This is a genomic window from Acetobacter sp. DmW_043 (assembly GCF_002153485.1).
Taxonomy (GTDB): domain Bacteria; phylum Pseudomonadota; class Alphaproteobacteria; order Acetobacterales; family Acetobacteraceae; genus Acetobacter; species Acetobacter thailandicus.
Genome location: NZ_JOMN01000015.1, coordinates 1 through 23,263, shown reverse-complemented (window position 1 = coordinate 23,263; position 23,263 = coordinate 1). Strand labels below are relative to the sequence as shown.

The following is a 23,263-nucleotide window of genomic DNA, read 5'->3' as shown; positions in this document are numbered from 1 at the left end:
AGCTGGCAGCCTTTTAAAGGAGAGGGGACTGCCCCGTACCGTCTCAGCGGTTAAGATGTGCTTTTGCCAGCAGGTCAAACTCTTCAATACTAAGTGTTTCCGCCCGGCGAGTGCCATCTATACCTGTTGTGGCGAGTAGTTTTTCACCACCGACAGATTTCAGAGCGCCACGGAGCATTTTTCGTCTCTGGCCAAAAGCTGCTGCCGTTACCTGCTCCATGGCTTTAAATAACGCGGGAGATGGCTGCTCTGCTTTAGGGATAATACTGACGACTGCTGACCATACAGCAGGTGGAGGAGAAAAAGCGCCGGGAGGTAGCTTCATAACCACCGCGCAGTCAGCGCACCACTGCGAGATCACAGCCAGCCTGCCATAATGCGTACTGCCAGGTGTAGCGCAGATACGTTCAGCAACTTCGAGCTGAAACATCAGCGTTAAGCGCTCCCAGGCTTTGCCCTGGTGCAGCCACCCGATTAGCATAGGGGTTGCGACGTTATAAGGCAGATTAGCAATAATCTGCCGCGGGGCGGGAGTGAGACTGCTCAGATCTTCTTTGAGGGCATCGGCTTCGATTACGCGCAGACGTGCAGGGTGGCTTTGTGCCAGCTCGCTAATAACAGCGACAGCACGGGTATCGACCTCTACGGCAGTGACACTGACTGCCGGTGTTGCCAGAAGGGAGCGGGTCAGCCCTCCCGGTCCAGGTCCGACTTCAATGATGTGTCGTCCGTCAAGAGAGCCGGCGAGAGCTGCAATACGCCCTGTGATAGCAGGGTCGAGTAAAAAATGCTGTCCCAGAGCTTTACGGGCATCCAGACCATGGCGTTTGATAACGTCGCTAAGACTGTCAGTAGAAGCAGACAGAACTTATACTCCCTTAATTTTAATACGTTTATTGATAATAGCCCGACGGTGCAGGTCATTATCAAGCTGGCGTGCTGTTTGCTCAACGCGCTCGCTCATCAGCTGGTCAGCAATTTCACTTGGTGACCGTGAAGCGAAATTTTTCTCTTTCTTCGAGCAGACCATAATCAGGGAAATGCCATCAGGAGTAATCAGAGGACGGGAAAGTTTATTGAGTGGCAGAGGTGCAATAACTTCCTGCATCTGAGGATTCATGCTCTCAAGCGGTAATTCACCCGGGTCACTGGGGCGTTTCTCACCAGATTCTTTATTGATATCTTCTACCTGCTGGCAGGTATTAACGGTCTGCCCATAATGTACTGCTTTTTGCAGTACCTGTTCCTGCTGTGCTGTTGGATGCTGTGGGTTGAGAGGGGTACTAAATGGCAGGAAAGCCTGACGCACAGTGACAACATGACCAGGCTGATGCCCGATAATGCGTTTGCCATTGACTGTAATAATGACAAACCCACCTGGAACTTTAATGGGATTTGAAATGGCGTTTACCCCAACAGGGATCTGCCTGATAATATTAACGACGGCCGGATCGAGTTCATCTTCCTGCACCCAGCCCATTGAGCCACCCTGAAGCGCGGTCTGACTTTGTGAAAACTGTGCAGCAACAATCGGGAAAGGGGCGCCTTTACGCAATTCCTGAATAACGGTGTTCGTAAAAGCCAGTTCTTCCTCTGCATGCCGGGGGTCGTCAACTTTTACAAAAATTTCGCTCAGATTATATTCCGGGCGTCCATCCTCACGGCGCAACGCTTCTTCACGCTGTGCGATTTCCTTTGCGGTTACACGCCCGTGTGCCCCCAGATCCTGCCGCAAAACCTGGATCCAGCCAATTTGCACGCGAATCTGATCGATCAGGGTGGTCAGAGAGACGCCATCAGAGGCAAGGCGGTCTCGCAAAGCGTTAGGCGCCATGCCATTGCGTTTTTCAATATTGGCAATGGCTGCGGCAATCTGCTCAGGAGAGATGTTGATATGCCGGGAGTAGATTTCCTGGGTGCGCAGACGCTCATCAATCATCTGACGGATAATTTGCGAGCGCATGCGCTCCATCAGTTCCGGGCTGATTTGTAAGCCTGTTGACAGGGCAAATAATTTTCCTCTGTTATCAACATCACGTTTGGTCAGCGGAATATTGTTAATAACAGCCAGAATCATATCATCCGGCTCAGGGGTTGCCGGTGCAGCGTTGCCTGTGTGCCCGGCCGGGGTGACCGCCTTAATTGTTGTATGGCTGGCGGCCATAGCTGGTGCACAGGAAAGAGAAAAAACGGTCAGCGCAGCGAGAGAGCACATGAGAGCAGGAGAGCGTAGAAGCATACAGAGCGGTCTTTCAGCTTTCTGACAGAAGAAGCGTATCATTGCTGATAGCGGAATCGGCAAGGTTTTTGAAGTAGTTCTTACTTCAGGCCGAAAGAGCCAAGGGTTTTAAGGCTGACTGTGAAAAGCACAGTCGAGTTACGCTGCTGCCCGCCAATGGTTGTGTATTGTTTCATATATAATACATCTATTCCAAAGCAGTCATTGCTGTAACCAAGGTCTCCACCCAGTGATACAAATTCTTTTCGTGACAGGCTGCGGCGTGCAAAAGCAGACAAGTGCCATGCGCCCCAGTCTGAGGAGAAACCACCACTCAGTTCGTTGGTTTTGACGTAATAGAGTGAAGAGGGCCCTGATGAACGATAGTCTGTGGCATAATAATAGTAAGGTGTAACCGGTTCATAAACATAGCCTCCACGAACGCGGAAGTGAGGAACACCAACGCTGAATAATGCATCACCAAAATTTACGTGCTTGGTGTAGGGATCGAGACGCATGCGTCCGTTAAAATCGAAATACTGATTAGGGACCACGCGCGCCCGCATGACGATATCAGAGGCATGGTGCTCAAGTCCGGAATATGGGAGCTGATCGTGGTTGATATGCTCCTGAAAGCTTTCTCCTCCCAGCAGGTCAACCTCATGTCCGTCCCATGTCCAGTTTGCGTGCAAACCGACATTGGCGCGCAACCCGCCGTCCAGTCTGTCAGTGCCCTGATAGCGGTTAAGCGAAAACAAAGTTGAATCGGTGAACTCATAGGACATACTGTCTTCGTTCGGCATATTGTTTCTGCGATAGCCGGTATTGGGTGCATAGATAAGCTGGACGATGGGCTCGAGAATCTGAGAGCCGTGTCCCTTTTCAAATGCCCGGACAAAAGGCCAGCTGGTTTTCAGAGCGATGGTCGGGAGTACCTGCCCTGAAGTTGCAGCGCCGTGGCGGTTATAATAGTTGGGCTGCTGGTCAAGATGAGAAGCACTATAGAGTGTTGAATCAAGATGCAGCGTCAGCAGGTATTTTTGTCCCAGCTTGTTCTGAAAAGGACGGTCCCAGTTGAGTGCAACCTGCCCTCTGATATCAGAAGTCCCGTTGTCACGCCTGACATTAAAGTCGGTTGTAGACATACCAAAGCGTCCGCCAAGTGCATCAGGCTGACTAAGGAAGCTGTATGTGTAACGGGGCAAAACAAAAGGCAGGTCCGTGTTACGAATAACACCCTGGTTCAGCCCCTGATAATACTGGGCGTCGATACGTGAATATGAGCCTGTGCCGAACCCTTCAAGATAAACATTAGAGTTAAGGGTATCGTTACCATAACCGGTAACACGGTAGTTACGCATGTAGTCAGCTGATGTTGCCAGGTTAACGTTTACACCTGCACGCCAGTATTTGTTGAGTGAGAAATTAGCATTCAGGAACAGATAGCCCTGAAAACCATGCCCATTACCGCCTGAAACATCGTTACCAAAATCGTTGGTATAGGCTTTGGAGCGCATAGAGCTGTCAGTTATGCCGCCCTGCACTTTGACCATACCGAAGTTAAAGCGACGACGATACTGTGCGCTTAGCTGAGGGTTTGTTTTGGTTGAAAACAGTGCCTGCACAGTCATGTCGGATTGATTATCAATCACCCAGTAATAGGGGATTGTAAAATAGGTACCAAGGTAGCGGTCATGGGGAGTAACCCCAGGCATCAGAAAGCCGCTGTGTCGTTTGGCAGAAGGGTCGGTCATAGAAAAGAAGGGCATGTACAGGACCGGAATTCCCAGAATATCGAGATAGGTGTCTCTGAAAATAATTTCCTGATGTTCGAGGTCCTGTGTCGCGTCGTAGGCACGGAACTGCCAGAACGGCGCTCGTTTTTTGTCTTTTTTACAAATTTCACAGGCTGTGTAGACAGCACGGCTCATGTCGTTAACTTTTCCGCCTGTACGGCGCATACCATTGGCGGCCATTCGTGCATTTTCAGGCAGAGTTGTGCCGACATGCATCATAATCCCATCGCGCATACCGCCGGTGAGTTCGGCATATTGCGCGTGAATGACTGTTCCATCAGGCTGTATAGAAGCAACATTGCCATGCGCTGCGACAACGCCCGTGTCTCTGTCATAAACGATTTTGTCAGCATGCATGACGTTATCGCCCTGCCAGAGCTGTACGTTCCCCGTCCAGGTGATGGTATGCTCGACGTCATTATAATCAACTTTGTCAGCCTGAAAGGTAGCGGGCTGATCAGTTGAATTATTTTTGGTCGGTGTCAGATGCATCGGAGATGGACGAAACTGAGCCATAGCAGTTTCTGGCATTGCCAGGCCCAGGCCTGATGCAAGCGTGCTCAGGGCGGTGGCTGCTGCCATAGCATGTTTGCGGCGCGTTAACCTGTATCGTGACGGTGGCTTATAATGCATTGTTTTAAGTCAGCCATCCTCAAGGTGGAGAAGTAGTGAGAGTGCCAGGCAAAGCCCTGCAACCGCAGGTGCCCATGCTGCCATGACTGGCGGGAGTGCACCGGAATTACCGAACTGCTCAGCAACTTTTGACACAGTGAAGAGCAGAAAACCAGCAGCAACACCAGAGCCAATCATACGGGCAACACCACCACGGCGGATAGGCCGCATAGAAAAGCCTGCTGCGACCAGGGTCATTGTGCCGGCAAGCACAGGAATAGCAAGTAGTGACTGGAAATGAATACGATGCCTGACAGATGAAAAGCCTGATGTATCAAGAAGATGAATAAAGCCTGGTAATGTCCAGATGGAAAGAGTTTCAGGAGAGGCAAAACTATCCTGCACCCGGTTCAGTGTTAAATCAGTCGGAAGCACGAATTGTCCTGCAGGCTGTAAAATCTGATAAGGTCTGGCTGTGTAGCTGTTATTCAGAATCCATTTCTGATGTGACAGATATCCCTCAGGTGATTCGATACGTTCAATCAGACCATCTTCATGGTCAAGGCGCAGAACGGAGATATCTTTCACATGAAGTGAAGCATTGCTTCCCATTTTCACGCTGCCTACATGAATGAGTGCGACACCATGCGGGTCAAACCGGGTGTCTGACTGTCGCAGCCAGAGAGAGCCCCCCGTTAAGGTGAGTGGCCCGCCTTCTGTGCGTAAATATTGCTGATCCAGTTCTTCTGCCTTGCGGTAGAGGGAGGATGCCATGGGAGAGAGCACCATGGTTGTCAGCAGGCCTATTGTTATGGCGCAGGCCAGAGGGGCAGTAAGGAACTGCCACGCCGAAATGCCCGCTGCACGGGCGACAATAAGCTCGGATGAGCGCGTCAGACGCCAGAAACAGATAATGCCGCCAAGCAGTACACCAAATGGTAAAATCTGAATTGAAAAATGAGGCACATGCAACGCGGCGATTTCAGTAACCACATTTGTTGATACGTTTGGTTTTGTTGCAACGCGACGCAACAGGTCAATAAAATCGAACAGGCAGACGATGCCTGTCAAAGACGCAATCATAGCCAGAACGCAAAAGACAAACTGCCGTGCGATATAAAAAGAGAATGTCGGAGAGGCGAACATGGTTGTGTTTATCTCTCTCTTCAGGAGGTCATTTCTGCTTTGGTGCTTTTCGCGCGTTCGGGGCCGAACAGAATAGCAGAACAAATCAGACCTGGCAGCAGGGCCAGAACAGGAATGAGAGGAATAAGAGAGGTATTGCGGCTCGCGAGGTTTTGCAGGACCAGGTTACATGCAAGCAGGCCAACGACGGCAAGAATGGCACCCAGGGGACGCTTGATATTGCCATGGCGTGAAAAGACACCGCGCAGAACAGCAAACAGCCCGACCATAGCAAAAGAGAAACAGGTGAGGGGTGAGGTCAGCCGTCTCCATCCTTCCACTTTAAATTTGCCTGTATCACGCTCTGACACAAGCTCCGGATCAGGATGAAGCAGCATAGAAAGAGACATTTCGGCTGCGTCTGTACTGCGTGATTCTGCCTGTTTCTGAGACGTAAGGTCCATAGTGTCTTCTTTAAAAACAAGCATATCCAGGCGGCCGGTCTGTTTGTTAATCACCTGACGCGAGCCATCGTATAAAATGACCCGCGGCACATCATCCACCACAACCAGTGTGCCGTGGTTGGCCAGAATAGTTGCATGGCGGTCAGGCTGACGATCATCCTCAACCATAATACCGTGTAGTGTGCCATCGTGACTGCGTGAACGGATATAGACAGTCATTACATCTGAGACTTTGGTAAAAACGCCTTCCTGCAACATAAAGGCAGCCATTTTATTTCGGATCTGAAATTCGTAAGCTCTGAATGCATGATAAGAATGCGGTACAATCCATAAATTGAGCAAAAAACCGCAAATGGTTGCCATGATGGCGCAGCTTACCCCTGGCTTGGCAGTCGCAAAAGGCGAAAGGCCAGCAGCGCGCATAACAGTCAGCTCTCTGTCTCCTGCCAGCCTCTGATACACAAACAGGCTGACGACAAATGTCGTAATAGGCAGAATAACAGCGACAAATGAGGGAACAAGCAGGCTTGTCAGCTTGATAAAAACCCCCAGAGAGAGCCCGCGGTCAACAACCAGAGACACAAAGTGCAGTGACTGCATAAGCCATATTAATGCTGCCAGCCCACCGGTTGTTGCAAGCAATGCGACAAAAAGCTGGTGAAAAATATAGCGGTCCAGTGTGGGAATGCTGTTTCTCAGCCAGAGCAGCAATGAAGCAGGTGTCATATGTTGTATCTACCGCCTCCACCGGGAAGAGCAATATTTTCTTTGATTTATGAAATATGAAAGAGTTCTGCGTTTCGTTCTTCTGAAATCATAGTCGATATCTGAAAAAAAGATAGCACGTTACCATTCCGACGATATGAAAAATATATTTGTCGTCAAAGTCAGGGGTGCAATGGAACCACTCTGTGGCGGACAACCTCACCAATTATTACAAGGGCCGGGCTGGTTACCTTGTGTGTTACGGAAGTTTCAGGAAGAGAGCTGAGTGTGCCGGTGAAAACACGCTGGCGTGGTGTTGTACCGTGCTCAATCAGAGCTGCTGGCCAGTCTGCGGGTAAACCATGAGCCTGTAACTGCTGACATAAAGATGGAAGGGCATTTAACCCCATATAAATAACAACTGTCTGGCCATGCAGAGCAATTTTTTCCCATGCCAGTTCGAGCGTACCATCTGCACGGGCATGCCCTGTCAGAAAAAGGCAGGCCTGTGCACAGTCACGGTGTGTCAGGGGAATGCCGGCATAGGCTGCACAGCCATTAGCGGCTGAAATGCCTGGAATAATGCGAAAAGAAACGCCTGCATCAACCAGAGCTTCCATTTCTTCACCGCCCCGGCCAAAGATGAAGGGGTCACCACCTTTCAGGCGGAGCACACGTTCCCCGGCTTTTGCACGGCGAATGAGTTCGGCATTAATGTCCTGCTGAGGCAGGGTATGGTGGTTGCGTTGTTTGCCAACGAAAACACGCTCAGCGTCGCGGCGGACATAATTAAGAATATCTGGCGAGACAAGATTATCATACAGAACTGTATCAGCGTCCTGCATCAGGCGCAGAGCGGCAAGGGTCAATAAATCCGGGTCTCCTGGTCCGGCACCAACAAGCCAGACCTCACCCTGCTGGCGGTGGCCTTCCGTCAGGCGGTTAAGTTCCTGGGTGGCCTGTTCGGTTTTCCCTTCCAGAGCCAGTTTCTGACCTTTGCCATCGAGAAAACTTTCCCACACCCTGCGGCGTTCAGATGGATCAGGGAGCTTGTCACGCAGGGGCAGGCGGGCGTTTTGCATAAAGGCTGCAAGCTTATTCAGACCAGCCGGGAGGAGCTCTTCAATGCGTGCTCGCAGTCGTCGCGCCAGAACGGGGGCTGCACCCCCGGTGGAAACCGCAATCTGCACTTCCCCGCGAATAGACAGGGCAGGCGTAATAAAACTTGAAAAACCCGGATCATCGACTGAGCAGACAGGCACATTAGCCTCAAGGCACAGGGTAGCCAGCGAGCGGTTCAGCGCTTTGTCATTTGTGGCAATATAAACCAGCCGGCAGTGCGGCAGCCGCACCCTGACGTCAGCAGCAGTTACATCCAGGGCCTGGTGCGCAATTTCTTTTTTTTTAGCAAGTATGCGCAGCTCATCGCATAAATCAGAAGACAGAACCTCGATACGTGCTCCGGTCTGGACAAGTAGCTGCACTTTGTTGGCAGCGACGTTTCCGCCTCCGATAACGAGCACATGGGCGTCTTCCATGCGCAAAACAATGGGGAACCATCCGGTTTTGGGAGATGTGGGCTGCATAGGAAAAGAGCAAGCAGGCTTTTATGATCAATGCAAGCTTTGTTTGGGATATTTATCAAAAATATAAGGATATTTTCTCAGGCGGAGCTGTTAAAAAAGGACCGGCAGAAAATGCCAGTCTTTTTTTAACATAATTGCTCTTCCGGTTACTTTTTAGCCGGCGCTGATGTATCCTGCGAGGCAGGCTTTTTTTCCGGAGCAGGTCCGGGCGTTGCAGCTTTATCTGATGCAGGCTTACTGTTTGAAAGGCCAGGAACTTCAACATCAATTTCAAGCATTGAGCAGTGTGCGCCACGATCAAGCTTGATCTGCACTTTGTCCTGATCAACAGCGACATAGCGTTTGATAACTTCCATGATCTCACGATGCAGCTGTGTGATCAGGTCATTTTTATCGTCGCTGCCTGAAATGCGTTCATGGGCAAGCAGAATTTGCAGTCTGTCGCGGGCAACAGGCGCTGATGAACGTTTTTTAAAAAGAGCACTCAGAAAAGAACTCATGCTACCCTCCGTCTGAAGAGCCAGTCCAGCAGGGTCCGACGACCTGACGGAACGGTCATTTCCACTGTTTCACCTTTCAGGCGGCGAACAGCATCGATATAAGCACGGGCGGGCGGGCTTTCCGGCTCAGCAAGTGTTACCGGTGCGCCCAGGTTTGAGGCGCGCAGCACATCTGTGCTCTCCGGGATGATGCCAAGCAAAGGAATAGAAAGAATATCGAGCATATCGTCGGTGGCAAGCATATCGCCCCGTGCGGCACGCTGCGGATCATAACGGGTGATCAGCAGGTGTTTATCGATTTTCTTTCCTTTTTTTGCACGCTCGGTCGTGCTGTCGAGCATACCGATAATACGGTCACTATCTCTGACCGATGAGACTTCAGGGTTGGTGACAATAACAGCCATGTCAGCGTGATACATGGCCATCTGTGCACCGCGCTCGATACCGGCAGGGCTGTCACAGACAACCCAGTCGAATTTTGAGCGGAGTTCGTTGATAACTTTTTTTACGCCTTCAGATGTCAGGGCATCTTTGTCCCGCGTTTGCGAGGCGGGCAGCAGGTAAAGTGTATCGACTCGTTTATCTTTGATTAATGCCTGATTAAGGCTGGCGTCTCCCTGAATGACGTTGATGAGGTCGAAAACAACCCGTCGTTCGGCACCCATAATCAGGTCGAGGTTACGCAGGCCCACATCAAAGTCGACCAGGACGACCTTTTCCCCCGCTTTAGCCAGCGCTGCACCCAGCGCTGCGGACGTCGTGGTTTTACCTACCCCGCCTTTGCCCGACGTAACAACCAGAACCTTTGACATCCGCCTTATCCTCTCTGCGCCCTGTAATCTGTAGCCCCCGGCGTTCGTAAAAACGCACAAAGACAATATAGAAAGTGTAAGATACAGTTTGCACAGAAATAAAGAAATGCAGAATGTGACGGAAACTTTCTTTTTTGTAATCGGGTAGGCGGAAAATCAGGTTATCGCGCGGAAAACAAGGGTTTCTCCCTCAAGCAGCACCTGCGTTGGCTTGCCAGCCGGGGCGGCTTCCATTTCTTCGGCTGTGGCATAAAATCCGTCGATGGCCACAAGTTCAGCCTCAAGAACACGGGCGTAGATTCGCGCTTCGGGGTGGCCACCAAGGCCTGCAATCGCACGGCCACGTAATGCGCCGTAAATATGAATTGATCCGCCTGCTGAAATTTCAGCCCCTGAGGCAACCGCACCAAGAATAATGACATCACCATCTGGCCAGACAATATGCTGACCTGACCTGACAGGGTCTTCAATGAGCAGGCTGGAAGCCACAGCCTGCGGGGGAGGAGGGGGTGTTGTTTCATCAGGAATTTTCACTTCACCTGATGAGCGTCCGCCGACGAGACTTTCCGGCCATCCCCAGTCGGCGACAGACGCCCACTCCCGATTCCCGTTCTCAATAGCAATAATATTAATGCCGCGCTCTTCGAGAGCAGATTTGAGGTCTGCAAGGTGGGGCGTATTTTCTGCCAGGCACGCCAGATCAAGAATGATGGGTTTCCCTGAGAAGAAGCCTGCCGAGCGGCTGATCTGTGCATCCAGTGCCTGCAGCCAGTCCACAAGCGGGGCTTCAGGTGTGAGGGTCAGTGCCAGAAAAGAGCGGCCAGACAAACGAATACGGGGAGAGGAAGGCGTGCCGGACAAAGAAAATACCTCTTGGAGGAAAAATCATAAAGGATAGGGTGCCTGACTATCAGGGAAGGCTGCGTTGTGTCTGTATAATCTGGTGCGACATTTTAAAGTTTACTTCATTTTCATTTAGCCTCTGGCAAGACAGCAGACAATGTCATAAATCTTATTTCTATGCGTACCCTTTTTCATCATCCCATGTCTCCCTATTGCCGCAATGTGCGTCTTGTTCTGGGTGAGAAACGTCTGCCGTTCGATACGGTAATTGAGCCTGTGTGGGAAAAACGCCCGGAATTTCTGGCGCTTAACCCGGCGGGTGAGGTCCCGGTCCTTTGTGAGGATAACGGGCTGGTTGTGCCTGACTCCAGAGTGATCTGTGAATATCTGGAAGAGGCATATTCCGGCACACCATTGCTGGGGCGTACCCTGGCAGAGCGTGTTGAGGTCAGGCGCCTGGTTGCATGGTTTGGCGGGCATTTTGCCCGTGATGTGACGGATCGCTTTATTACAGAGCGTGTGTTTAAGCGTTTGAGCGGACAGGGGAATCCTGACGGTTCGATTCTGCGCGAGGGCTATAACGCGATGAAGCCCAGGCTGAAATATATCAACGGACTGGCTGAGAATCGAAACTGGCTTGCCGGGTCGTTTCTGTCGCTTGCTGATTTTTCAGCTGCAGCGCATCTGTCATGCCTCGATTTTATTGGTGACATTGACTGGTCCCGCGTTCCGGCACTGCGTGACTGGTATGCCCGTATGAAGTCACGTCCGTGTTTCCGGCCATTACTGTCTGATCGTGTGTCGGGCATTACACCGCCCGGTCATTACGCTAATCTTGATTTCTGAGTTCTGAATTATTGTGACGATACGTGAACGGACGGCACGCTCTGCCGATGTTATTGTTATTGGCGGTGGTGCAGCGGGTCTTATGGCTGCCATCACGGCTGCCCGTGGCGGACGCCAGGTTGTTGTGCTTGATCATAATGCCGAAGTGGGACGTAAGATCCTTATTTCAGGGGGTGGGCGCTGCAATTTTACTAACCTCGATATCCAGCCTGAATGCTACCTGTCGCAGAACAGGCGCTTTCCTTATTCGGCGCTAAGCCGATATAAACCGGCTGATTTTCTTGAACTTCTTAAAAAGCATCATATTCCCTGGCATGAGAAAAAGCTGGGACAGCTTTTTTGTGATAATTCAGCACGCGATATCGTGACGATGCTGCTTGCAGAATGCGCGCAGGCTCATGTGCGTGTGATGACGGATGTAAAAGTGACATCTGTCAGTCGCTCTGATCAGTTTAGCGTAGAAACATCCGCAGGTAATTTCTCTGCCCGTGCTGTTGTGCTGGCAACGGGCGGTTTGTCTGTACCTAAAACAGGCGCTACCGGGTTTGCCTATGACATTGCCCGTCAGTTCGGTCTTTCCGTAATACAGCCCACCCCCGGGCTTGTGCCGCTGGTTTTTGGCGCAGAGTCGGATCGGTGGGTGCACACACTTGCCGGTATTTCTCTGCCGGTCAGAGTATCATGCGGCAAGCGTGTGTTTGATGAGGCACTTCTGTTTACTCATCGCGGGCTTTCAGGCCCGGCATTGCTGCAGATTTCGTCATACTGGCAACCTGGCGAGGCGATACGTATTGATTTGCTGCCTGGTCAGAATTTTGAACAGCTGCTGGGAGACATTAAAAAGGCTAAAGGCAAGATGCGTGGCCCCGCAGCCTTAAGCCGCTGGTTGCCGCAGCGTCTGGCGTATGAGATGGCCGGACAGTATGCCCCTGACCGTCCGGTGGTTGAATGGTCTGATAAAGCTGTGCGTCATATTGCGCAGTCCTGTCATCGTATGGATGTGCATCCGACAGGCACGGAGGGCTTTGCCAAAGCTGAGGTGACACTGGGTGGGATCGATACCCGCTCACTCTCATCGCGCACGATGCAGGCTGAAAAAGTGCCTGGCCTGTATGTCATTGGCGAAGCTGCAGATGTTACCGGCTGGCTGGGCGGTTACAATTTTCACTGGGCCTGGGCCAGCGGACATGCCGCAGGCATGGCACTGGCTGAAGAGGGATAGTCAGCATTTTTATCGTCTGCTGACTTCAGGCTGCGTTTTTAGTTTTTTCCTTTCGTTGTCAGCTCCAGTGCCCGTGCATAAACGGTCCGGCGTGGCAGGCCTGCGGCTGTTGCAGCCAGAGTTGCAGCATCCTTGACAGAGTGTGTTTCAAGCAACGAGCGCAGTGTATCGTCGAGCGAGCGCTGGCTTGTTTCCTGTGTTTCTGACGGCGGGCCAAGAAGCACAGTAATTTCTCCGCGGGGTGTATTGGCTGCATAATATTCTGCCAGCTGGCTCAGCGTCCCCCGCCTGACTTCTTCAAAGCGCTTGGTCAGCTCACGTGCGACAGCTCCCTGGCGTGACGGGCCAAATATGGCTTCCATATCCACCAGTGTTTCGCTCAGGCGGTGAGGGGATTCGTGCCATATTAAGGTGGCTGCCAGACCTGCATGTTCTGCTGCATGAAGTTTTGCAAAGGCTTCTTTGCGCGCTGAAGAGCGTGGAGGAGGGAAGCCAATAAACATAAACGGATGTGGCGGCAGCCCTGACAAAACAAGGCCCGTTAGTGCAGCATTGGGGCCGGGAATGACAGTGAGCGGAATATCAGCATCAATGGCAGCCCGTACCAGGCGATATCCCGGGTCAGACAGCAGAGGCATACCGGCATCTGAGACCAGAGCGATCTGCAAACCCTGTTCTAATTTGCTTATCAGGCCCGGAACTCTTTGCTCCTCATTATGTTCATGAAGTGCTTCAGTTCTGACTGAAATATTATATTCGCTCAGTAATCTGGCTGTTGTACGTGTATCTTCGCACAAAACGAGGTCAGCATGTTTTAAGGCCTGTATGGCCCGCGGGCTGAAGTCACTGAGGTTACCGATAGGTGTTGCGACCAGCGTCAGAGCAAATGTACGGGACATACGATCTGTAGTGTGCTGATTATTATTATTGGACGAAAGAGGCCCGCCGTGTTCTATATCAGGCCGGTTGCTTTCGGGAGATAAACTGGATGATGGCACGAGCCTGCTCTTTCTTTTCTGGTGTGACGACTGCCAGGGTATTGTATCGGGATGTGACGGTAAATAAGATGATACGCAAGACCGGACTGGCTGTTTTTGGTCTGGCAGGTTTTTTGCTTGCCGGTTGTGCGCACGAAACGACTAAGCCAGAGGCGACAGAAGCAGGTCATAAAGTCGGTGTTTTACTGCCGTTGTCCGGGCCTAATGCATCTCTTGGGCACGAGTTACTTGCAGGTGCACAGCTGGCTTTATCTGCCACGTCTTCGGCGCAGGGCGTAGCTGTTCCTCAAATGGATGTAAGAGACACCGCCGGCTCTGGTGGTGCGGCTGCTGCCGCTGCAGCGGCAATAAGCGCGGGTGATACTCTGCTTCTCGGCCCTCTTACAGCAGGTGATACAGCCGCAGCGGCCCCTGGTGCATTGTCTGCCGGCGTTCCTGTTCTGGCATTTACCAGTGATATTTCGCAGGCGCATCCTGGCGTGTGGGTTATGGGTATTACGCCTGAGGATCAGGTTCAGAGGCTGGTGTTTCTTGCTCACCAGGAGGGGCGCACGCGTTTTGCAGCCTTACTGCCCGACAACCCCCTGGGTCGCGCTATGGGAGCAGGTCTGAAAGCAGCTTGTCTTGAGCAGGGGTTACCTTCACCTGTTGTCGTGTACCATATCGCCAGCGCAGCAAGCATTAAGATGACCGCGCATGAGCTGACTGTTTATGATTCGCGGCTGGCTCAGGCACAGGGAGGAGCAGGCGAGACGGCTCCTGTTCAGGCCGAGCCCGCAGTGACAGATTCTGCCGGGGAGAATAACAGCTCGCTGCCTGCAGATCTTGCCGCAGCACTCAGGCCGGATGCTGAGACAACGACAGCGGAGCAAAAGCTGCAACTGCCTGCACCACCGTTTGATGCTTTGCTTCTGGGAGACACCGGAGCCGGTCTCAGGATGGTTATAGATGCTCTGAACGAGACACAGGTCGCAGCTCCTTCCGTGCGTATCCTTGGTCCTGGTTTATGGTCAGCTTTCGCGACAAAGCTGGGAGCGCTGCGAGGCGCCTGGTACGCAGCACCCGACCCGGCCTCCCGTCAGGGTTTTGTTAATCAGTTTATGGCCAGAAATCACCATATGCCACGGCCGCTTGCTGATTTATCTTACGATGCTGCGAATATTGCGAAGACAGTTTCTCAAATCGCTCCATCAGGTTATCCGGTGAATATTCTGACTCGTTCAGAAGGGTTTAACGGCGTTGATGGCCCGATTACCTTATTACCTAACGGACGGACCCGCCGTGACCTTGGTGTATTCGAAGTGATTGGTAACGGCAGTCCGGCTAAACTGATTGCTCCATCTGCTGTTAAGACAGGTATTCCAGGCTAGGTGTTTTCTGCTTCTGGCCTTTGCAGCAGCAGAGGTCATTTGCTTTTTTCACGGGCCATTTTACGCAGAATGGCACAGACATTTTCAACAACAGGTTTCCACTGGCGCGGTACTTCCTGCCTTACAATCTGCAGGGAGGGGTACCAGTGGCTTGTGCTTGTTTTGTGCAGCCACCGCCAGCAATTATCGTAACGATCCATCATGATCACGGGTTTGCCTAAACCGCCGGCCAGGTGAACGCACGATGTATCAACAGAGACCAGGACATCCAGAGCCATAATCAGGGCTGCTGTGTCATCCATAGAATTAAGGTCATCTGTCGGGTCATAAAGTGTCATTCCTTCGGGCAGATTTTCTGTCTGCCCGGCATAGGGGCCTTTTTGCACGCTGATCAGATTAACATGACGCAGCTTGCCGAGCGGAGCCAGTGTGTCGAGGTGCATTGAGCGGCGACGGTCTACAAGGTGTGCTCCGACCAGTGTAGGGCGCGGCGAACCACCCCATATAATGCCCACATTAAGTTTGCCATTATCAGGCATAAGATCAGTAAATTTTTTTACTTTTACCGGATCAGCAGAGAGGAATGGCACAGGGCTGCCCCATTTCTCCTCTGTGGCAGCAAAAACCCGTGGCAGGCTGATAAAAGGGCAGTGCCAGTCAAATTCAGGCACTGAGCCGCCGACCTGCACATGTGCTGCTCCTTTTACGCGTTTGCACAGCTCCTCCAGAGTGCCCGGTACCCACAGATGAGGAATAGCACCACGTTTTGCCAGCGGTTCAATATAGCGCAGATACATAAGTGTATCTCCAAGGCCTTCTTCCTGCGTAATGAGAATGTGCTTGCCGCTGATATCAGTATCCGGAGTGAGAGTTGGAAGAAGCGCTTCTCGTGGCAGACTTGTATGTCCAGGTAAATCAAGCCGCCATTCATGCTCTGTCCACCCTTGTGTGAAACGTCCAGCTTTTAACAGGGCGATAGAGTGGTTAAGGCGTATCTGAGCATGGTCAGGGCGCAGGTAAATAGACCTGCGGTACAGATCAAGAGATTCGTCAAAGCGCCCTGTATTGGCCAGAATAATAGCCGCATTTGATAAAGTGGCTGCGTTATCAGGATGTTGCTTCAGGGTATTTTGCAGAATAGCTAAAGCTTCTTCCATATCGCCTTTTTCAGCGAGTGCCATTGCCAGAGTATTTTTTGAAAGAATACAGTCAGGGCGCAGATCAGAGGCCTGTCGAATAATATCAACCGCTTCTGTCAGTTCCCCCATTTGTGTGAGCACATGCCCCATAATATCATAGACCCGGGCATCCTGTGGGGTACGCTTTATAACAGCACGGCAGACGGGCAGGCTGTCATCGCGTCGTTCCTGGCTGATCATTATATCAACCAGCTGTTCCAGAGGGTGTTTTGCCAGAGGGGTCAGAGCTGCAACCTGGCACAGAAGACTGGTGGCTTCTTTAGTTTTGCCCATTCCTGCCAGGCAGAAGCTTTTCAATGTCAGCGCTTCTGTACTGTCGGGGTTGGATAGTGTCTCAAGGGCAGGAAGCGTGGCTTCATAGCGGCCGGATTTAATTTCGTTAAGCGCCCGACGTAAAGTTGTCTCATCGCTTGTGCTTAAATTATTATGCATAAAATCAGGTCCGCTGTTTATGGTGTCTGCCTCAGGGCAGATATTGCTTAACTAAGCTCATAATGGTCAGTGTAACTGCATGTAAAAAGACCCGGCAAGATGTTGCATCTTCCGGGTCTTTTATGCGGGGCGCTGTGATATTAAAAAATCAGGCTGCCTTCATCACTTCAGTCAGTGTTGTAAGTACATCTGCCGGATCTTTCTTTTCAAGAATAGCGACCTCGGCGACAAAGCGTTCCTGTGCAGCCTCAAAGAGTTTGCGTTCGCTAAAGCTGCCATCGAGACTGTCAACATTACGACGCAGGTCGCGCAGGACTTCAGCAATCTGAACCAGGTCACCTGAGTTGATTTTTTCCTGATAGGCAACAGCGCGACGAGCCCACATGCCCTTACTGACATGAGGTTTGCCTTTGATGATCGCCATAGCTTTATCAACGATCTCGCGTGAGACGATCTTCCTCAGTCCTGACTTGCGTGCTTTGGACAAAGGAATGCGCAAAGTCATCTGATTGCCAGGAAAGGAAATCTGAATGACTTCGATCTTTGTACCGGCAATTTCATCAACGCCAATACGGTCAACACGTCCCACACCGTGGGCTGCGTAGACGATAGCATCTCCTTCCTGGAAGGGATCATCGTCTTTAACACGAATTTTAGCCTCGGCTGCAGTAGTTGCTGCGGCCGTACGTGCCATGGCGTCTGTCACGCCATTTTTAGAGGTAGCTCTGAAAGTATTCATAGCTCTGGCTTTTACCACAGAAGAGGAAGTATGTCTTTGATTATCGCTAAACAACCGGCGAATAGCTACATATACGTTAGTACTGGATCCCGTTGACGGTACCCAGGGGGGGCGGAGAGAGTTGTCCTGTCGGTTGTACAACGTCAATTTCGATGTTTCGCGCCATTGTTGCCATCGGCAGAGAATGCGGTGTGCTTGAGAAGGGGGCCTGGAGGTCACTGGCACTTTTATCAAGAACGACAAAGAGCAGACCTACAAGGGTCGAGCCCAGGGGTGTGATCCACTCAAGTGTCTGCACCATTGAAAGTGGTAAAACGATGCAGAAAATATTGACGAGTGCACGCGGTAGGGAAGAAAACTGCATGGGAAGCGGCGTATTGCGAATACGTTCCAGGCCTCCCTGTGCATTGGCCAGGTCAGATAAAATACGGTCAATCTGCCCATGGACGGCTCCGTCGATGTTCTTTTTGGCAACCTCATCGCTTACGCCAAGGCCAAGCTGATAGAGAATAGCGTTAGGCTGGTTACGCCAGCCGACAATGGCTTGTGCCATTTCTGGTGGCAGAAGGCGGTTAACATCTGCTGAGACATCAATATTTCCCAGTGCGCCACGCAAAGCATGTGGGTATGCCGCAATGCCAAACATAAGGTCAGGCCGGTCTTTAAGCAGGGTACCGGCCTGGCGACCGAAAGAGCGGCAGTTGTTTGTAATGGAACCCCATAATGTGCGGGCCTCCCACCAGCGGGCATAAGCGCTGTTGTTGCGAAAACCCATAAATAACGCCAGTGCGGAGCCAATCAGAGAAACAGGGAGGCTGGGTTGTTCCATCCATTCCTGGTGGAATATCTGAAACAGAATGACCACGACAAAATCCCAGGCCATCATTAGTAAAAGTGTCCCGAAAATTTCCCGGGCAACAATGCGTAAACCTACCCGCTGGTCGATGATCATTCAGTATGTCTCCGTCTGGTTTTGTTTGTTCTGGAAGGAGATAGCAATCTGCATTTCTGTATAAAGTTCTACAGACTAAAACTATAAAAGGTCAATTTCTGCAGAAAGGATTGTTTTTTGTGGAGGGCCGCAGAGGGCAGTGGGCAGGCCTTAGAGCCTGCGTCAAAAAGCGGCCTGAGTGATTTTGGACCGAAAACTTCGCGCCGCTCTGATCAGATTTCATCAAGCTTTAAGTGTGTTGTCTCCAGCTGAATGACTATAGATTGCAATTAGCAAGACAGAACAGTTTATGTGGTCTTATTGTGAGAATAATATTAGTTTTATATATTAAATATGTATAAAAATTTTTTATATGATATTAAAAATTATCATGATGGTAACGATAGTATGAAATATTAATACAGGAGACCTTATCCCTGATATAGAGAGGATTATTTATCAGTTTCTAAATGGCGTTGATCGCGACCATAATAAAAAATATCTTCATGCTAAATACAATACATCTCTTTCTTTTTCTTATTGTATTCCTAATCGTCGTGATGTTCTGACACGTATTTTTAACAATCCGGATGTGTATGATATTCGCTGGATGGCTTATATGCTGGCTACAACTTACTGGGAGAGTGCGTTTGTAGTTACAACAAATATTACTCGTCCGGCATCAATCCAATACTTTGTGGATCTTACACAAACTATCTCGCTGCAAGACATATAGTTAATGGCCGTGATAAAGCTGATAATATTGCGCGCATAGCACGGGCTTTTGAGAAATATTTTTTTACACGTTTTAAAGCCAGAAATTAAAGATATCTGAATGAAGAAAGTTTTTTTTGCAGTATACCTGTTATTATTTCCTCTCTGCGCTTATGCGCAGGAGGATACCAGCGCTGAATATTTTGTTGAAAGCGTGAGTATCGATCCAACGCTCTATAATACACAGCATATATATATGCAGGACGATCCAAGGTTAAAAAACAGAGTTTTTTTTATCAACGTTTCACAGCTTACAAGTGATACAGCGACAGGTGTTTGCAGAAAAAAGAATTCTAAAAACATCACGTTAGGTAAATGGCTTGCCACGACATTCCCGGCTCATATGTTTCATTCAAGCGATAATTTTCCGGTTCGTGATCCCGCAGATTTTAATGTGCCTTATAGCAAAAAAACTCTTGTTTCCTCGTTAGGTTACAATTGTGATGATCGTAAAGAAAAGAAAATAAATCGTCCTGTACAGGTCACATTACCGAATAAAAAACTCCTTTTGACATGGAAAGGCGATGGCGTTTTACTTATTTTAAGAAAAATAAAACCAGGGGAAAAAATTTTACCATCATTTAAATGCAGTCAAAATAATACAGAAACTGAAAAAGCGATATGCGACAGTAATGTTCTGGGCGGATGGGACCGCTCAATGCTGGAGGCACTGCAAAAAGCAATCAGAGGAACCCCTGAAGCGGATAATGAGGTTGATCATTTTCAATTAAGTGCATCGCAGGTAAATGATATTATAAATTTTCAAAAAAAATGGCTTATTGAACGAAATAAATGTAAAGATGATAAAGCGTGTATTGCACAGCAGTATAATGAGCAGGTCGATACTATGTATGATATAGCATTGAGTGGTGGTTATATTCCAAAACCTCAGACTGAAGAAGAAAAAAGGCAAATTGAAGAAGATGTGCTATATTTTTCGAAATTAACTAAAAAGAAAAAATGAATATTGAAAATTGCCAGATAGATACTAAAATTTCTATTAGTAATTTTTTCCAGGATGACAGGTAAATAAAGTTATAAAAATTGCGCCATGTCTGTGATGTCTCTTAGACATCTTTGCTGAGTCATCTGCATCGTCCGGGTCAGGCAAAGCTCACTTTGTATATTTCAGGTCAGCAAGACGATACTGACGACGGGTGATTTCAGTCCGGGGTACTATCACTTTTTCTCTTCATAAAAAAAGTGAAGAACAACCCATTGAAATCACCAAATCTGTTTTCTGTCAGGCTGCTAGTGTCTCAGTGCCGTCATGACTGTTTTTGAGGGGTTCTGCGTTATACCGGCCAGAGCACCAATCCATTTGAAATATTCGGTCAGAAGCAGGCGCAATGTCGTCAGTGTAAGGGGGTGCGTGAGTGCCGGAGGTGTAACCGGATAAGCATAAAGAGTCACACCGGGTAAAGTGCGCTCCAGTTCAAGCATGGCGCGCCGCATATGGTACCCGGCTGTGACGATAATCAGGCTGTGAATATGGTTGTCAGCGACCCATGTAGCTGTTTCTGTGGCATTACCAATAGTTGAACGTGCCTGATAACCCAGAGTGATACGTGTTTTTATTGTGTCAGGCAGGGGAGGCAGAAGGTCTTTATCCGCAGTCTGATAGCTTACCCCTGAGATCAGAAGTTTATCTCCCCGATTCTGCAATAGTAGTTTCAGAGAGGTTTCTATGCGCTTCTGCCCTCCTGTCAGGGCAACGATGCCGTCGGTATGTGGCAGGAGATATGCCTGCGGAGGCGGAGTTAACGCCGTAACAAAAAACCAGCCAAACAGAATAATCAGACCGAGGAGAGGTAAGGCGAGGAGCAAAAAAAATCTTTTCAGAAGTGACGTCCGGCGAGAGTGCTGGTTACCATAAGCCTGCGTCATGGCATACGCAGCAGCCAGAGGCGAACAATGGTCTGTGTTGTGAACCAGCCAATAAGCGCAGCAACGAATGGTAGCGCCGCGAGTGCAGTCAGCAGGTCTGAAGGAAACATTGCCGTGAGCTCATACCACTCGGGCAGGTCGGTGATTGTGGCAGAAGGTGCCGTGAAAGGTGCTGCCATACGAAAAAGAATGGTGAGAGGTATAAGGGAGAGCAGCGTGCCGGAAATACCGCCAGCAAGTGCGAGCAGGCCGGTTCTGCTCGCAAAACGGCCTGCAATATAATTATCTGTTGCCCCGAGGCTATGTAAGATCCGGATAATGTTACGCCGGCTTGAAAGCCCGGTTCGTGTTGTCAGGGCGATAATCATGGTGGCAACCCCTGTAACGGCGACAAGAGCCAGAGTGGCGCATGTTAGCAGGTTCTCGGCCAGTATTTTAAGTCTTTCACTCCATTCTGTGTTGCGTTCGACTGAGGTTCCTGCAACGAGATCATTCAAAGTTTTACTCAGGTCGTCCGGAGGGCTGCTGCCATCGGGCAGCCTCACTTCAATGACGCCGGGCAGGGGCAGGGCATTATCTTTGATGTCTCCCAGCCATGGGGTCAGCAGGTGATTGAGCTCGGCCTGTGTCAGCCGGTGAACAATGCTGCCAGGTAAAGCTTTTGATAAAGCTGCGACAACAGTATCCGCACGTGAAGTGGAGAGTTTATTATTTACGGACTGATCTGGCTCGGGAACCTGAATGGTCAGCAGCTGAGCTGCACCATTTTGCCAGCGCTCCGAGAGGCTCCGTGCTCCATTTGCGCCAGTGAGGGTCAGAGCAGCCAGAAAGCTGATCATAGTTACCAGGAAGAATAATGTGCGGTCTGGTAAAGCTTTTGAAAGGGAAAGACCATCATGACGGCCGGGCAGAAGAAAAGAGAGCATTATTCTCCGCCTTCACAGGTCAGATGACCATTTTCCAGGTAAAGGGAAGGGCGTGGCATACGTCTGACCAGAGCTTCATTATGCGTGGCGACAATGACAGTCGTACCCATGGTATTCAGCTCATCAAACAGGTCAAGAAGTCTGTAGGCCTGAGATTCTTCGAGAGCATTTGTCGGTTCGTCAGCCAGTATGATTTCAGGGCGATGCACGATGGCCCGGGCGAGCGCTGTGCGCTGCTGCTCTCCACCTGAAAGGCTGGCAGATGGCATGCCTGTATGCGCGCCAAGTCCGACCCAGCTGAGAATGGCCTTTACTTCCTCACTGATTTCATCTTCAGGGCGTTTTTGCAGGCGGAGAGGGAGAGCAACATTGTCAAAAACAGAGAGGTCATGGATGAGGTTATAATCCTGATGTACCATGCCGATTCTGTGGCGCAGCCGGACCAGAGCAGAGCGTGGTGTCGTGTTGCTGACAGATTTACCCAGTATATTCATCTGCCCTGTCAGAGGCAGGCTCTCGAGGTTGAGCAGCGCAAGCAGGCTGCTTTTTCCTGCGCCAGAGGGGCCAAGCAGCCATCGAAACCCGCCTTGTCTGATCGTAAATGTAATATCATGCAGAACAGAGTGCCCGCGTCTGCGTTCTCGTTGCCAGTAAACATTCTGCAGACAGATCATGTGCACCGTTCGTAATAGCTATTCATTATAATGAATGGGCAGTCAGCATAACAGAAAATACGCCCGGGAGCAGCAGGCTCCGTAAAGTTAAAGGGACAGAAAATTATGCCATCGGATTTTAAGTTATGGCGTATTAAACTGAGAAGACAATGGCTGAGACCTTGTTTGTCAGTTTTTCAGGTTATCTTCTGCCATGCCGGGCAGGTTTTCTGAGGAAAGAGAATTAATTCACAATAGTACCTTGTAGCCTTTATTTATTTTATAAAGGAAGAGGGTATGATCTTTTTATGAAAACAGGGTATGGTGCGCTGCGGGCTCCTCTTTGGAGTTTGAATGGTTATTTTTTGGTCTGATGTTATTGTGATGGGGTGTTCCAGAGCGTGCTGATGAGAATTGTCTGCCCTTCCTGTGGAATTGCGTATCGGGTACCTGAAGAGCTTCTTGTCAAGCGTCAGACACTGAGGTGTTCAGCGTGTGGCGTCCGCTGGCATATTCATCAGCCTTCGACCGAAGTGGCCCCGGTTCCTGAGGTTGCTGCTCCTGTTGAGGTGGCCTCGGCTCCTGAGGTTGCTGCTCCTGTTGAGGTGGCCCCGGCTCCTGAGGT

General features: G+C 50.2%; 21 protein-coding genes. 5 read left to right on the top strand and 16 right to left on the bottom strand.

Annotated elements, in window-relative coordinates; translation table 11 throughout:
* Nucleotides 1-43 precede the first annotated feature (43 nt).
* The 9 genes from rsmA to minC all read right to left on the bottom strand — a co-directional run bounded on the left by rsmA (nt 44) and on the right by minC (nt 10,679).
* Nucleotides 44-865: a 16S rRNA (adenine(1518)-N(6)/adenine(1519)-N(6))-dimethyltransferase RsmA gene (gene rsmA / locus HK11_RS05480; protein ID WP_086554343.1), complete on the bottom strand. Its 822-nt coding sequence runs from the start codon at nt 863-865 to the stop codon at nt 44-46.
* Between the two features lie 3 nt (nt 866-868).
* A complete protein-coding gene (locus tag HK11_RS05475) occupies nt 869-2,239 on the bottom strand; it encodes a peptidylprolyl isomerase (protein ID WP_086554495.1) in 1,371 nt (456 codons plus the stop codon).
* Nucleotides 2,240-2,319: 80 nt separating this feature from the next.
* Nucleotides 2,320-4,647 (bottom strand): LPS-assembly protein LptD, encoded by a 2,328-nt coding sequence (locus HK11_RS05470; protein WP_086554342.1) that lies wholly within the window; start codon nt 4,645-4,647, stop codon nt 2,320-2,322.
* Between the two features lie 9 nt (nt 4,648-4,656).
* Nucleotides 4,657-5,772: an LPS export ABC transporter permease LptG gene (gene lptG / locus HK11_RS05465; protein WP_086554341.1), complete on the bottom strand. Its 1,116-nt coding sequence runs from the start codon at nt 5,770-5,772 to the stop codon at nt 4,657-4,659.
* Between the two features lie 20 nt (nt 5,773-5,792).
* Nucleotides 5,793-6,941: an LPS export ABC transporter permease LptF gene (gene lptF, locus HK11_RS05460; RefSeq protein WP_086554340.1), complete on the bottom strand. Its 1,149-nt coding sequence runs from the start codon at nt 6,939-6,941 to the stop codon at nt 5,793-5,795.
* A 161-nt stretch (nt 6,942-7,102) separates the two neighbouring features.
* Nucleotides 7,103-8,506 carry a siroheme synthase CysG gene (cysG, locus tag HK11_RS05455; RefSeq protein ID WP_086554339.1) on the bottom strand — a complete coding sequence of 468 codons (1,404 nt, stop codon included), beginning with the start codon at nt 8,504-8,506 and terminating at the stop codon, nt 7,103-7,105.
* A gap of 146 nt (nt 8,507-8,652) precedes the next feature.
* Nucleotides 8,653-9,006: a cell division topological specificity factor MinE gene (gene minE / locus HK11_RS05450; RefSeq protein ID WP_086554338.1), complete on the bottom strand. Its 354-nt coding sequence runs from the start codon at nt 9,004-9,006 to the stop codon at nt 8,653-8,655.
* On the bottom strand, nt 9,003-9,818 hold the full coding sequence (gene minD / locus HK11_RS05445; protein WP_086554337.1) for a septum site-determining protein MinD: 816 nt from the start codon (nt 9,816-9,818) through the stop codon (nt 9,003-9,005). The genes minE and minD overlap by 4 nt, the downstream gene beginning before the upstream one ends.
* A 156-nt stretch (nt 9,819-9,974) precedes the next feature.
* Nucleotides 9,975-10,679 carry a septum site-determining protein MinC gene (gene minC / locus HK11_RS05440; protein WP_086554336.1) on the bottom strand — a complete coding sequence of 235 codons (705 nt, stop codon included), beginning with the start codon at nt 10,677-10,679 and terminating at the stop codon, nt 9,975-9,977.
* Between the two features lie 159 nt (nt 10,680-10,838).
* On the opposite strand from minC, the gene HK11_RS05435 reads away from it, so the two are divergent.
* Both HK11_RS05435 and HK11_RS05430 read left to right on the top strand, forming a co-directional pair.
* A complete protein-coding gene (locus HK11_RS05435; protein ID WP_086554335.1) occupies nt 10,839-11,507 on the top strand; it encodes a glutathione S-transferase family protein in 669 nt (222 codons plus the stop codon).
* A gap of 19 nt (nt 11,508-11,526) precedes the next feature.
* Nucleotides 11,527-12,729: an NAD(P)/FAD-dependent oxidoreductase gene (locus tag HK11_RS05430; protein WP_086554494.1), complete on the top strand. Its 1,203-nt coding sequence runs from the start codon at nt 11,527-11,529 to the stop codon at nt 12,727-12,729.
* 38 nt (nt 12,730-12,767) lie between these two features.
* Here HK11_RS05430 and rsmI read toward each other — a convergent pair whose 3' ends face one another.
* A complete protein-coding gene (gene rsmI, locus HK11_RS05425) occupies nt 12,768-13,727 on the bottom strand; it encodes a 16S rRNA (cytidine(1402)-2'-O)-methyltransferase (protein WP_369822920.1) in 960 nt (319 codons plus the stop codon).
* On the opposite strand from rsmI, the gene HK11_RS05420 reads away from it, so the two are divergent.
* On the top strand, nt 13,721-15,097 hold the full coding sequence (locus HK11_RS05420; protein ID WP_086554493.1) for a penicillin-binding protein activator: 1,377 nt from the start codon (nt 13,721-13,723) through the stop codon (nt 15,095-15,097). The genes rsmI and HK11_RS05420 overlap by 7 nt on opposite strands.
* A gap of 35 nt (nt 15,098-15,132) precedes the next feature.
* Here the strand turns inward: HK11_RS05420 and HK11_RS05415 are convergent, their stop codons facing one another.
* The 3 genes from HK11_RS05415 to HK11_RS05405 form a co-directional block, all read right to left on the bottom strand.
* The gene (locus HK11_RS05415; protein WP_086554333.1) at nt 15,133-16,728 is read right to left on the bottom strand and encodes a tetratricopeptide repeat protein; all 1,596 of its coding nucleotides are present in this window, start codon (nt 16,726-16,728) and stop codon (nt 15,133-15,135) included.
* A gap of 148 nt (nt 16,729-16,876) precedes the next feature.
* Entirely contained in the window at nt 16,877-17,467 is a 591-nt protein-coding gene (locus HK11_RS05410) for a CarD family transcriptional regulator (protein WP_086554492.1), read from the bottom strand.
* 76 nt (nt 17,468-17,543) lie between these two features.
* Nucleotides 17,544-18,419 (bottom strand): bestrophin family protein, encoded by an 876-nt coding sequence (locus HK11_RS05405; protein ID WP_086554332.1) that lies wholly within the window; start codon nt 18,417-18,419, stop codon nt 17,544-17,546.
* Between the two features lie 814 nt (nt 18,420-19,233).
* Here HK11_RS05405 and HK11_RS05400 point away from each other — a divergent pair.
* Nucleotides 19,234-20,136: a lysozyme inhibitor LprI family protein gene (locus HK11_RS05400; RefSeq protein ID WP_086554331.1), complete on the top strand. Its 903-nt coding sequence runs from the start codon at nt 19,234-19,236 to the stop codon at nt 20,134-20,136.
* A gap of 287 nt (nt 20,137-20,423) precedes the next feature.
* Here HK11_RS05400 and HK11_RS05395 read toward each other — a convergent pair whose 3' ends face one another.
* From HK11_RS05395 to HK11_RS05385, 3 genes are read right to left on the bottom strand one after another with little or no spacing between them, the layout of a single operon-like run.
* Complete coding sequence (locus tag HK11_RS05395; RefSeq protein ID WP_086554330.1) at nt 20,424-21,059, bottom strand: YdcF family protein; 636 nt, start codon at nt 21,057-21,059, stop codon at nt 20,424-20,426.
* On the bottom strand, nt 21,056-21,985 hold the full coding sequence (locus HK11_RS05390; protein ID WP_194299644.1) for an ABC transporter permease: 930 nt from the start codon (nt 21,983-21,985) through the stop codon (nt 21,056-21,058). Before HK11_RS05390 ends, HK11_RS05395 begins: the two co-directional genes overlap by 4 nt.
* Nucleotides 21,985-22,659 carry a cell division ATP-binding protein FtsE gene (locus HK11_RS05385; protein ID WP_086554328.1) on the bottom strand — a complete coding sequence of 225 codons (675 nt, stop codon included), beginning with the start codon at nt 22,657-22,659 and terminating at the stop codon, nt 21,985-21,987. The genes HK11_RS05390 and HK11_RS05385 overlap by 1 nt, the downstream gene beginning before the upstream one ends.
* A 386-nt stretch (nt 22,660-23,045) precedes the next feature.
* Here HK11_RS05385 and HK11_RS05380 point away from each other — a divergent pair.
* A partial coding sequence (locus tag HK11_RS05380; RefSeq protein ID WP_198943232.1) for a zinc-ribbon domain-containing protein occupies nt 23,046-23,263 on the top strand: 218 nt, incomplete at its 3' end.